Source organism: Listeria rocourtiae subsp. hofi, from assembly GCF_963575615.1.
Taxonomy (GTDB): domain Bacteria; phylum Bacillota; class Bacilli; order Lactobacillales; family Listeriaceae; genus Listeria_A; species Listeria_A hofi.
Map to the genome: position 1 here is coordinate 22606 of NZ_CAUYTL010000016.1, position 12865 is coordinate 35470.

The 12865-nt window shown below is 40.7% G+C and carries 10 protein-coding genes; 9 read left to right on the forward strand and 1 reads right to left on the reverse strand.

The genetic code is table 11. The features are described from left to right. Positions 1-28 precede the first annotated feature (28 nt). The gene (gene galU / locus R8925_RS08440; RefSeq protein ID WP_430535448.1) at positions 29-925 is read right to left on the reverse strand and encodes a UTP--glucose-1-phosphate uridylyltransferase GalU; all 897 of its coding nucleotides are present in this window, start codon (positions 923-925) and stop codon (positions 29-31) included. Between the two features lie 209 nt (positions 926-1134). Here galU and R8925_RS08445 point away from each other — a divergent pair, with 209 nt between their 5' ends. The 9 genes from R8925_RS08445 (at position 1135) to R8925_RS08485 (ending at position 12773) form a co-directional block, all read left to right on the forward strand. Then, on the forward strand, positions 1135-3486 hold the full coding sequence (locus R8925_RS08445; RefSeq protein ID WP_430535449.1) for a bifunctional glycosyltransferase/CDP-glycerol:glycerophosphate glycerophosphotransferase: 2352 nt from the start codon (positions 1135-1137) through the stop codon (positions 3484-3486). A gap of 128 nt (positions 3487-3614) precedes the next feature. Further along, positions 3615-4328, forward strand: a complete 714-nt coding sequence (locus tag R8925_RS08450) for an IspD/TarI family cytidylyltransferase (protein ID WP_430535450.1) — start codon at positions 3615-3617, stop codon at positions 4326-4328. Next, positions 4321-5346 (forward strand): ribitol-5-phosphate dehydrogenase, encoded by a 1026-nt coding sequence (locus R8925_RS08455; protein WP_430535451.1) that lies wholly within the window; start codon positions 4321-4323, stop codon positions 5344-5346. The genes R8925_RS08450 and R8925_RS08455 overlap by 8 nt, the downstream gene beginning before the upstream one ends. 973 nt (positions 5347-6319) lie before the next feature. Then, positions 6320-7699, forward strand: a complete 1380-nt coding sequence (locus tag R8925_RS08460) for a glycosyltransferase family 2 protein (protein WP_430535452.1) — start codon at positions 6320-6322, stop codon at positions 7697-7699. 18 nt (positions 7700-7717) lie between these two features. Then, positions 7718-8872 carry a CDP-glycerol glycerophosphotransferase family protein gene (locus tag R8925_RS08465; RefSeq protein ID WP_430535453.1) on the forward strand — a complete coding sequence of 385 codons (1155 nt, stop codon included), beginning with the start codon at positions 7718-7720 and terminating at the stop codon, positions 8870-8872. 9 nt (positions 8873-8881) lie between these two features. After that, the gene (locus R8925_RS08470) at positions 8882-10036 is read left to right on the forward strand and encodes a CDP-glycerol glycerophosphotransferase family protein (protein WP_430535491.1); all 1155 of its coding nucleotides are present in this window, start codon (positions 8882-8884) and stop codon (positions 10034-10036) included. Positions 10037-10092: 56 nt separating this feature from the next. Further along, complete coding sequence (tagD, locus tag R8925_RS08475; RefSeq protein WP_430535454.1) at positions 10093-10476, forward strand: glycerol-3-phosphate cytidylyltransferase; 384 nt, start codon at positions 10093-10095, stop codon at positions 10474-10476. 156 nt (positions 10477-10632) lie between these two features. After that, positions 10633-12081, forward strand: a complete 1449-nt coding sequence (locus R8925_RS08480; RefSeq protein ID WP_430535455.1) for a sensor histidine kinase — start codon at positions 10633-10635, stop codon at positions 12079-12081. Continuing rightward, positions 12081-12773: a response regulator transcription factor gene (locus R8925_RS08485; protein WP_430535492.1), complete on the forward strand. Its 693-nt coding sequence runs from the start codon at positions 12081-12083 to the stop codon at positions 12771-12773. Before R8925_RS08480 ends, R8925_RS08485 begins: the two co-directional genes overlap by 1 nt. Positions 12774-12865 lie beyond the last annotated feature (92 nt).

The window sequence follows — 12865 nt, forward strand, 5'->3', positions numbered from 1 at the left end:
ATTTAATCTGGGATCCCAAGCATTTTTGCTATTTCTTTTTTTTCGTATCTTTTTTATGAATATCTGTGTATAATTCGTCTATTAATGCTGCGACTTCATCTTTAATTTCAGGATGTCTCAGTGCGAATTGCATCGTTGTTTTAATGAAGCCAAATTTATCGCCGACATCGTAGCGTTCACCTTCAAAATCATACGCGAATACACGTTGAATTTCATTGAGACGATTGATAGCGTCGGTCAATTGAATCTCACCGCCAGCGCCAGGCTCTTGCGTTTCTAGAAAATCAAAAATTTGCGGTGTCAGTAAATAGCGACCGAGAATTGCTAAATCAGACGGCGCTTTCGCTGGATCTGGTTTTTCGACGAAGCCTTTTACATTGTAGAGGCCTTTGCCATACTCGTTCAAGGGATCGATAATACCGTAGCGATATGTTTCCTCATGCGGCACGTGTTGCACACCGATTACGGAACTATGCGTTTTTTGATATTGATTGATTAGCTGTTTCGCACAAGGCGTTTTGGATTCTACGATATCATCACCTAACATAACGATGAATGGTTCGTTACCAACAAAACCTTTTGCTTGTAAAATCGCATCGCCTAGACCTTTTGGCTTCGATTGGCGGATGAAATGTAAATTGATATTTGTTGTCTCTTCAATGAGATGTAGTAATTCAAGTTTATTTTTTTCGCGTAGGTTGTTTTCTAGTTCAGGAACGGAATCGAAATGATCTTCAATCGCGCGTTTTCCTTTACCAGTAACAATCAAGATATCTTCAATTCCTGATGCAACAGCTTCCTCGACAATATATTGAATCGTTGGTTTATCTACAATCGGTAAAATTTCTTTTGGCATTGCCTTTGTTGCTGGTAAAAAACGAGTTCCAAGACCCGCAGCAGGAATGACCGCTTTTCTAACTTTCATAATGGCATTCTCCTTCAAAATATATTCGTCTACATGCAACCATTATACGGTATGCACGTGGCGTGTGACAAGTTTTTGTATGTAAGGTGGTTAACAAACCGGCAATAGATAGCGGAGATACCAATTTTTAAACAGTGGGTATCCTTGACATTTAGCTGTAATTGTAATAGATTGAAAATGATAAATAAAAGTTTTAAGGGAGAAATAGAATGCTCTATGAGATCGTAAAATCGGCTGAAATAGCTGAACCTAAAGTATCGGTTGTTATTCCAGTATATAATGTTATTAGCTACATTGATGAAACCATTGAATCTTTACTTAACCAAACGCTAAAAGAAGTGGAAATCGTGCTTGTAGACGATGGTTCTTCGGATGGCAGTTTAGAAAGAATTATCGAGCTGGCGACGGAGCACAAGAATATTTGTGTGGTCAAAGAACCGAATGCGGGGCCAGGAACAGCGCGTAATAATGGCTTAGCTGTTGCACGCGGCAAGTATATTAGTTTTGTTGACTCTGATGATGTTTTACCAGAAAAGGCTTTAGAAATCATGTATCATGCGGCTGAATCTGAGCAGGTTGGAGTCGTAACTGGTATTTCTGTAAGTTTTAACAGTAGTCGTTCGTGGTTTATCGGCGGGCATTTCAAGAAAGGTGTTTTCAAAAAAGGTCATAAAACGCTGGTGAAGAACCCGGAAATGCTTTACACACTTGGACCATGTAATAAGATGTACCGTGCGGATGTGGTGAAAGAAATTCGCTTCCCCACGTCTATTAAAGTTGCAGAGGATCATCCGTTTGTGCTTGAAGCATATTTGAAATCAGGCGACATTTATACTGTGGATGAAATTATTTATAACTACCGTGCACGCGAGGATGAGGGCGATGTTTCTTTATCGCAAATCGTGAAATCAGATCCTTATGTGAGTTTTAAAGATATTATTGAGAGTACGAAATTAGCGGATCCACTGTTCAAACAATACGTGACGAACCCCATTGCACTTGGAAAAATTCGCACGGATTATTATGACCGGATTGTGTCGGCAGATATTTGGCCTGCGTATAAGGGCATCATGATGGAAGGAAATGCTGGGACGCAAGTGAAGATGTTCGATGCTTTCTATGAATTAGTCGATTCGATGGATTTGAATCTTTATAATAGCCTTGGTGTGTTGCAACGCCTGCTTACGTTTGAGACGATTAATCGTTATACGTTTATCAAGGAAAAAGCGCGTCCAAATTATTTGCGTGTTTTGAAGTTGGCATACAGCAAGCTTGATCCTGGTTCGATGAATAAATTGCTTTCTTCGGCTTACCCACAAGAAGTTCGTGCGGGGCAAAAAGCGGCGAATCGGAATTCGGTACAGCCAATTTATAATCGACTTGCTGTTCGCAAAGCAGCAACAATTGTGTCAGCTAGTTACAAAAAGGTAGTTGTTGGAACTTGGAAAAATGTGCAGGACATATCACGTAATTTCTATGCACGCCGAATTGCTTTTCCAATTTATAAATTAGGTCAAAAACAAGATAAGATAGTTTTCCTGACGAATAAGCATGACGTGTTGGCAGATTCGTTTAAGGCGGTTTATGATGAAGTATTGAAGCAGAAACCAGACTATGAAGTGGTCGGTTATTTAAAGCAGCCAAAACGTTCGCTTCGAGAGCTTTTGTCGTTGTATAAAGATGTAGCAACGGCGAAATACGTCTTTTTAGATGACTATTACCGTCAAATGTACGGTTTGACAACGGGTGCTGGTACAGAGGTTATTCAACTTTGGCATGCTGCTGGAGCATTTAAGAAATTCGGATTTAGTTCGATTGGCTATGCAGACAGTAATACGGAACATTTTGAACGTGGAGCGCATAAAAACTATACGAAGGTCGTTGTTTCCTCTAGCGAAATTGTACCGTTTTATGCCGATGCATTCGATGTTCCAGAAGTGGACGTCAAGCCTCTAGGTGTACCAAGAACGGATCGCTTTTTCAATGAAGATTACAAAGACTTTATTAAAGCGTCATTCTTAGGAAAGTACCCGCATTTGAAAGGTAAAAAAATTATCACATATGCGCCAACTTTCCGTGGTGGACCTGGTGAGCGTCAAAGCTTTGTGATGAACTTGAACATTCGCCGTTTAGCAGAAGAGCTTGGGGATGAGTATGCGCTCATCTTGAAAATGCATCCATCTGTTACGCGCGGGGTCGGTGTTCCATTTGATTTGCAAGAGTTTGCGTTTAATATGAGTCGTGAGGATATTAATGATGTGCTGATTAACACGGATATTTTGATTACAGATTATTCATCGGTTGTGTTTGATTTCTCAATTATGGAGAAACCAGTGTTGTTTTACGCCTACGATTTAGAGAATTATCTTGGCGAACGTAATTTCTACTATGATTATGAAGAATTCGTTCCAGGTCCGATTGTTCGTACAAATGACGAGATTATTAGTGCTATCAAGACGAATGAGTTTGATTTAGATAAAGTCCGTGCCTTCAAAGAACGCTTTTTCGATGATTTGGATGGTAAAGCGGCAGAGCGAATCGTACGCGAACTAATTAAGTAAGCTCAGCGGGATGACAAATAATCATTTGTTGTCCCGCTGAAATTTTGTAGGATGCGGATAGGTTTTCAAGTGGGATATATGTTACAATAAATCTATCAACATAAAAAACAGTTAAAGGAGATTAGAGAATGATATACGCTCAAATTTTAGCTGGAGGAAAAGGTACGCGGATGGGAAATGTCAGCATGCCAAAACAATTTCTATCCTTGAATGGTAAGCCAATTATCGTGCATACAGTCGAAAAATTTATTTTAAATAACCGCTTTGATAAGATTATTATTTCGTCTCCAAAAGAGTGGATTAATCACGCGGAAGATAATATTAAGAAATACGTTTCGGATGATCGGGTTGTTGTCATTGAAGGTGGCACGGACCGGAACGAAACGATTATGAATGGCATTCGCTACATCGAGTCGAATTTTGGCCTAACAGACGATGATGTCATTATTACACACGATGCAGTGCGCCCGTTCTTGACGCATCGGATTATTGAAGAAAACATTGATGCGGCGCTAGAAACTGGTGCGGTGGATACAGTTATTGAAGCGATTGACACGATTGTAGAGTCGTCGAATCATAATTTCATTACGGACATTCCAGTTCGTGATCACATGTACCAAGGACAAACGCCACAGAGTTTTAATATTAAGAAGCTCTATAGCCATTATCAAGACCTGTCTGCGGATGAGAAACAAATTTTGACGGACGCATGTAAGATTTGTTTGCTTGCAGGAGACCGTGTGAAGCTTGTGAAGGGCGAAATCTTTAATATTAAGATTACAACGCCATATGACTTAAAAGTGGCAAATGCGATTATTCAGGAGCGTATTGCCAATGATTAATCAAGTATACCGACTAGTATCGGAGCGACAATTCGAAGTTGCCAATGTGGATGAGTCTTTGAATGAAGATGTAGTCGTTGTTCGTCCGACTTATTTATCGATTTGTGCGGCGGATCAACGCTATTATACCGGTTCTCGCGGAAAAGAAATGCTCTCGAAGAAATTACCGATGGCTCTTATTCATGAGGGAATCGGCGAAATCGTGTATGATGCGACAAAAGAATTTAAACCAGGCACAAAAGTAGTAATGATTCCAAATACACCGATGGAAACGGACCCTATCATTGATGAGAATTATTTGCGTTCGAGCAAGTTCCGCTCTAGTGGCTATGACGGACTGATGCAAGATTACGTATTTATGCGCCGTGATCGTGTCGTTGTATTACCAGATGGGGTTAACCCAAAAGTAGCGGCGTTTTCTGAGTTAATTTCTGTTGCTGTGCACGCGATTTTACGTTTTGACCAAAAAGCCAATGAAAATCGCGAATCGTTCGGTGTTTGGGGCGATGGGAACTTAGGATTTATAACGGCCTTATTATTAAAAAACTGGTATCCAGACAGCAAAGTTTACATTTTCGGAAAAACACCATATAAATTAGACTTCTTCTCGTTCGTGGATGGCGCGTTTTCGATTGATCATATTCCATCAGATTTGGTAATCGATCAAGCATTTGAATGCGCAGGCGGGCGTGGAAGCCAGTATGCGGTTAGTCAGATTATCGATTTGATTAAGCCAGAAGGTACGATTTCGCTACTTGGCGTTTCTGAGTATCCGATTGAGTTTAACTCACGCATGGTACTTGAAAAAGGTTTGACTGTATATGGAAGTAGCCGTAGTGGTCGTGTGGATTTTGAGAAGACCGTTGAATTTTTGACAGAGAACAAGCGAGCAGTAGAATACTTACAAAACCTTGTTGGTGAAGTGCATAAAGTTAAGTGCATACAAGATGTGATAGAAGCATTTGAAGCCGATCTCCGTAGTCCTTGGGGCAAGAGCGTGATGGAATGGGGAATTTAAAACAAAGTGCTGAAACTTAAAGTGCTGAAACAGCCCGTTTAGCCTCGACAGAAATTGTTAGGGGGCGCAGTGAAAACCCGCCCTTGGTTTTTGCGGAGGTCACGAAATTTCCGAGAGGCTGGCTGTTGAAGCCGGATTCGGAGACAGCTAGGCGTGACGCAGGGCAAGGAACGAATGCTCACTGTGTTCGCACTCGTATTGAGGCTCTAAATCGACAAATGATGTCTCATAAGAGCCACAACATAGGGGGCGCAGTGAAAACCCGCTCTTGGTTTTTGCGGAAGGGCGTGAAGTTTTTGAGGAGACGGCTTCAACATAACTGAGACTTATCAATTTAGATATTCGGAAACGGAAACTAGCTTGAGATTCAATGTTTATTTGTTGGTGGTTCCGATTTTTGCGTCTAAGAGCCACTGATGGATTACATGCTCACTCAGCTCGCATGCATATTGAGGCTCTAAATCGGCAGGGGATGCCTCATAAGAGCCACAACATAGGGGGGGCGCAGTGAAAACCCGTCTTTGGTTTTTGCGGAGGTCACGAAATTTCCGAGAGGCTGGCTGTTGAAGCCGGATTCAAACAAAGTGCTGAAACAGCCCGTTCAGCTCCGAAAAAAACTGGAGCGTCCGCAGTAAAAACCCGCTCTTGGTTTTTGCGGAGGTCGTGAAGTTTTCGAGGAGTTGGCTGTTGAAGCCGGATTCAAAGACGACTGGGCGTGACGCAGAACAAGGAACAAATGCTCACTGTGTTCGCACTCGTATTGAGGCTCTAAGATTTTCTGCTTCTTATTTGTTCCACGATTATCCCAGGTTCGGCTTTTTAAGAGCCGCTGATGGATTACATGCTCACTCAGCTCTCATGCATATTGAGGCTCTAAAAATCGGCAAGAGATGCCTCATAAGATTTTTATCTAGGGTTATATTATCTCTTGATAGAGGATGATATAACCTTATTCTAATTAGGGGGTGAATAAATGAAATTCGCAATTATAATACCGTTTTACAATGCAGAGAAACGGCTGGAAATTTCGGTGGAAAGTGTCATCAAGCAATCGTATGGTTTCGCAGAGAATATTCAAATCCTCTTAATCAATGATGGTAGCACAGATAAAAGTGGTGATATTGCCGATGCATTAGTCAGAAAATACCCACAAAACATCTACCAAACCCATATCAAAAACGGTGGCCCAGCTCGTGCTCGGAATATTGGTCTCATGCATGTTAGAAATGATATTGATTTCGTTGGCTTTTTAGATGCAGATGATGTATATTCGTTACATATGATACGCGAAATGGCGTATTTTGCAGAGAAACATACAGAAATTAACATGATGGTCCCGCCGTTTTATTACCTAGATGATTTTGGCACGCGTAAAAAAATCGGTGCGCACAAACTCAATACACGATTTGAGCAAGGAAGCCGTGTCGTGAATATTCAGGAGGACTATAAGGCAATCCATTTTTATATCGGTGGTACTTTCTTGCGTTTCGAGCGATTGAAGCGATTGGCATTTGATGAGTCGCTTCATTTTGGTGAGGATCAGCTACTAATTACAAAATTATTGCTAGACGATGAAGCATATGGTGTAGTCGCTGATGTGGGCTATTTCTATTACCGCAATATGAAAAATAAGAGTTCGCTTGTAAATAAGTCGTGGAAAGATAAATCGCGTTATGAGTCGTTTATGCAGGTGGTTTATCAGTCTTACTTGGATGCTTCGAAAGCTAAGTTTGGCATGGTAATTCCATATGTGCAGTACTTGATTAGTTATCATGCGAAATTATATTTTTATAAAGAGAATGTGTATTTTCGTGATGTGCTGACTGCGCAAGAACAAGAAGCGTTTGTTACAACATTCCAACAGATTTTCAGTGAAGTCGAGGAAAGATATGTTTGGGAGTTAGATACAGCCCAACCAGTGAAGGAAATGATGCTGTCACTCCGCAAAAATGGCTGGCCAGTTCGCTTTGAAACAGCACTGCTCGCAGATATTCCAATCATTTCTCTACATAAAAAGTGGCATGCAAATGGTCACGCAGAGTTGATTTGCGATGTAGAAGAAGCGCGTACGATTTTACCAGAAAAGAGCTTTTTTGCTGTGAAAACATTATTTTCAACAAAGAAAGCAACTTTGGAGAAGCGTTCTGAGGATCAATTGATTTGGGATGTTGTGGTACGACCGGCAGGAACGATTAGTAAGGCGAGAATTCGCTTAAAGCCTTGGGAACTAAGAGGCAAATGGTTTTATCAACATGCAGATTTGAAAGTAGAGTTGGAGCATTTTCGTTTAATGGCAGAACTTAGACAGAGAGCAAAACGGCGACTAAAGTTAAAGCGAGCGCTGAATCAATAGAGATAAGAGGGTCAATAGATGGCAAAATTAATCCAATCGGTGTATTATTTTTTATTTCAATTAGCAGGATTTTTACCGCGAAAACAGAATTTAGTTATGTTTGAGAGTTTTTCAGGCAAGCAGTATAGCTGTAATCCGCGTGCAATTTATGAATATATGAAAGAGCATGAGCCTGGCTATACGCTATTGTGGAGTGTGAATGGGCGCTATACGAAACTTTTTGAAGAGCATGGCGTTCCTTATGTGACACGATTTTCGGTGAAGTGGCTATTTACGATGGGACGAGCGAAGTATTGGATTTCGAATAGTCGTTTGCCGTTGGAGTTGCCGAAACCAAAGCAGACGGTGTACGTACAAACGTGGCATGGGACACCACTCAAGAAGCTTGGTGTGGACATTGATGAGGTGCATATGCCGGGTCAGTCGACAGCTCAATACAAGGATGATTTTGTGCGGGAAGCAGCGAAATGGGATTATTTAATTTCACCAAATGCGTATTCAAGCAAAATTTTTCGGAGTGCCTTTGGGTTTCAAGGTGCGATGATTGATTCGGGATATCCGCGCAATGATGTACTTTTTAGTCCCGATAAAGATATATTGATTGCGGAGATTCGTCGCAAGCTCAAGATTCCAGACGGAAAGCGTGTTATATTGTATGCTCCAACGTGGCGTGATAATGATTTTCACAAAGCTGGTGAGTATAAATTTGATTTGAAGTTTGATGTCGCGGAAATGAAGGCACGATTTGGTGATGATGTGGTATTGCTCGTCCGGATGCACTATTTGGTAGCGGAACAGTTTGATTTTGCGCAGTACGGTGATTTCATTCGCGATGCTTCGGCGTACGATGATATTCGAGATTTGTATTTGGTGAGCGATATGTTGATTACGGATTACTCGTCAGTCTTTTTTGATTATGCGATTTTGGATAGGCCGATGATTTTCTTTACGTATGATTTGGCTGAGTATCGTGATACGTTACGTGGTTTTTATTTTGATTTTGAAACAAATGCACCGGGACCGTTAGTGGAGACAAGCGAGCAACTGATGAATGAAATAGCAACAATATTGGAGCAGCCAGCCAAGAGTAATAGTCAATTCTTCCAGCAATTTTGTGAATGGGAGGACGGGCACGCAGCGGAAAAAACTGTGAAAATCGTTTTTAAAAAGTAGGTGTTAATGATGAAAAATGTAGCGATAAAGCTTTATATGATGTTGGTTCGAGTGTTAGGCGTTGTATTTGGTCGTTTTCCAGTGCAGCAAAAAGTGGTGATGTTGATTAGTTTCCCGGAAAATCCTGCAGCGATTTTGCGAGAGATGGAGAAATCGCATTTTACCCCTGAAACGATTGTTTTTTACGATCCACGTTTGAATGTAGATGGCATGGCACGTAATTTCATGCGTTCTTTACCAAAAACAAACGGGAATCTTATTCGGCTAATGTTTCATTTGAGTACCGCAAAAGTTGTCGTGACGGATAATTATTTTCCAGAATTGGCAGGTGTTACGTGGCGTGACTCGATGGAATGTGTGCAAATTTGGCATGCGAATGGTGCGCTGAAGAAATTTGGTTGGGAAGATAAGGCTGCGCAAAAACGCTCAGATTCGGATAAAAAACGTTTTCAAGCGGTGTATAAGACTTTTTCCAAGATTGTTGTTGGATCGGATGAGATGGGAGAACTTTTCAAGCGTTCGTTTTTAGTAGACGATTCTCAGTTGATGAAACTGGGCGTGCCACGGACGGATTATTATTTTGATGAAGTGGCTTTGGAGCAAAACAGGAGTATTGGACTGGCGAAGTACGGAATCAAGGATAAAAAAGTGATTTTGTATGCACCGACGTATCGAGATGAAGAATTGGCAGAGGCGAAGTTGCATCTTGATGTTGCTGCGATGAAGGCGAAGTTTGCTGATCAGTACCAACTTTTGTTGAAGTTGCATCCTTCGATGTTAGCAGATTTGCCAAAGCAAAACGATGATTTTTGTGTGTATGTTGAGAAAGAGACGGAGCTTGAGACGCTTTTGCCGATGGTGGATGTGTTGATTACTGACTACTCTTCTATACCGTTTGAATTTGCCTTTTTGCAGAAGCCGATGATTTTCTTTGCGTATGATTTGGATGCGTACGATAATAGTCGTGGTTTGGCAGATGGATATTTGGAGGAAATTCCGGGTACGCTGTGTAGGACAACTGCTGAGATTATTGCTGCAATGGAAGAGCCAACAATGAATGCAGAAGTGGTGCAAGCATTTAGCGCGCGATGGAATAAATATTCAGATGGTGAGTCGAGCAAACGTTTTGTGACCTTCTTACAGGAGGAAATGGAGCGAGAATAAGCTAGCGAAATGCGCCTATTCTTGCTATACTAGTGACTAGGAAAGTAGGTGTTTTCATGAAAAAAGTGATTACATACGGCACATTTGATTTGCTACATTGGGGTCATATCAAGCTTCTTGAGCGTGCAAAGTCGCTAGGAGATTATTTAGTTGTGGCAATTTCGACGGATGAATTCAATCGGATAAAGCATAAAGAGGCCTACCATAGTTTCGAGCACCGTAAACTAATTTTAGAAGCGATTCGTTATGTTGATGAAGTGATTCCAGAGAGTCATTGGGAGCAGAAGATTCAAGATGTGAAGGATCATGATATTGATATTTTTGTGATGGGTGACGATTGGAAGGGTGAATTTGATTTCCTGAAAGATTACTGTGAAGTCGTTTATTTACCGAGAACAAATGGTATCTCAACAACTAAAATTAAAGATGACTTACGATAAATTCAAAAGCCGCGAAGAATGGTGTTTTCAAAAACTGTTTTTCGTGGCTTTTTGTATCGAATCTTAAAAGTTCCTTAAATTGCACTAAAACATCTTGTGAAAAACTGTTTTTCGCTATATGCTTGGTGTAGAGTGAGACGAAATGAGGAAATGAGTATGTCCATTAAATTACGCTTTATGCTATCTTATATTGCAGTTATCATCTTAACGGGAACTTTTTTAATCTCGGCTTTTTTTCTAGGTGTATACACGCTGACAGGCGCTTCGCCGGGACAATTATACAAAGCAGCAACGCTTCAACGGCCGCTTTCAACAGATGAAGAAAATGCTTTTTTAGAGCTGAAAATGTTAGCAAAAAGTACGCCAGATCAGTTGTTGGAATATCAGAATTTTGAATCGCTAGAGAAAAGTAGTGTGCAGATTGTGGTGCGGAAAAATGATACAATTGTGTATTCGTCTGCAGACTTATCTAAAAAATCATTGCTTGTGCACCAGCCTAACTATGAAATAAATAATTTAAATATGCGTGGAACGATTGATAATCAAGGGGATTTGTTTCGTTATATTAAGTTTGACTATCTTTATTCAGACGGTTCAGAAGGCAGTGTCATGGTGCTTCAATCAGAGAACTCCTATACAGAGATACTACAGAAATGGGGCGCGCTTATCATCGGAGCGGTTTTATTATTTGGTGTTTTGGTGATTGGGTTGCTTAGTTACTTTGTTGCCAGAAGTGTGATACGGCCTATCGTTCATCTGAAAGAAGGCGCAGAAAAGATTGAGGCTGGTAATCTAGATTTCGAAATGGAAGAACCCAAAGGAAAAAATGAAATTTCGACGCTTATTACGACATTCGAAAAGATGAGAATCAGGCTAAAAAAATCGCTAGAAGTCCAAGAACAATATGAGAACAATCGCAAAGAATTGCTATCGAATATTTCACATGATTTAAAAACGCCGATTACATCAATTGTTGGATATATTGAAGGGATAAAGGATGGTGTTGCGAATACACCAGAAAAACAAGCGAAGTATTTGGAAATTGCGCATGCGAAAGCGAAAGATATGGATGCTTTGATTGATGAGTTATTCTTATTCTCTAAGCTTGATTTGCATAAAGAACCATTTTATTTTAGAGATGTGGATCTAAATGCTTTATTATCACAAGTGGCGGAAGAATCGGAATGGAGTTTTGAACAAGCAAATTTTGAGGTAATCGTTCCTGAGGAGAAATTGGTGGTTGAAGCAGATCGCGATAAATTGAAGCGGGTTTTAGAGAATTTAATTCAAAATAGTATTAAATATATGGATAAAGAGCAGGCAAATATCAAGATTCAGCTTGAAAAACGTGAAATGGATGCGATAATCACAATTCATGATAATGGCATGGGAATTTCTGATGATGGGCAAGAAGTGATTTTTGACCGTTTCTATAGGGAGGAAGTATCACGAAATTCTGCAACAGGGGGCAGTGGACTAGGCTTGTCGATTGCAAAACAGATTGTAGAAGAGCATGGTGGCGAAATTTGGGCTGTAAGTAAGCTTGGAGTCGGTACGAGTGTTTCGATTAAATTACGATGTAACAGGAAAGTAGTGGATGAATGATGAAGCGGATCTTGTTAGTGGAAGATGAGCTGGAAATTGCGGAATTAGAGCGTGATTATTTGGAAATCAATGATATGGAAGTGATGATTGAGCGAAATGGGGCGAAAGGGCTTGAGCGAGCGCTAGGGGAGGATTTCGATTTGATTATTCTTGATATTATGTTGCCGGATATGAGTGGATTTGATATTTGTCGTTCCATCCGGGCAGAGAAAGAAGTGCCGATTTTGCTCGTTTCTGCACGCAAAGAGGATATTGATAAGGTTCGTGGACTTGGTTTAGGCGCAGACGATTATATTACAAAGCCGTTTAGTCCAAGTGAACTAGTGGCTCGTGTGAAGGCTCACTTGGCGCGTTACGAGCGTTTAGTAAAAAGTGATAAGGAAACACAAAACGAGCTTTTAGAAGTGCGTAATTTGACGTTGGATTTAGACGGTCGAAAAGCGTTTCTAGAAGATCAAGAAATTATTTTTACGACGAAGGAATTTGATTTGCTCATATTCTTGGCAAAGCGGCCGAATCGCGTTTGGAATAAAGAACAACTTTTTGAGCAAATATGGGGGATGCAAGCTGCCGGAGATGTGTCAACGGTTGTCGTGCATATTAGGAAGATTCGGGAGAAATTGGAGACCCATGGCGCAGATGCTGAAATGATTGAGACAATTTGGGGCGCGGGATACCGTTTTAATTTGTAGAGGATTACGCGCTGGTGGCTGACATATTGCTACCAGCGTTTCTTTGTTGGTAATCTTAGGAATGGTATTATTATTCCTAAGATTACCAATAT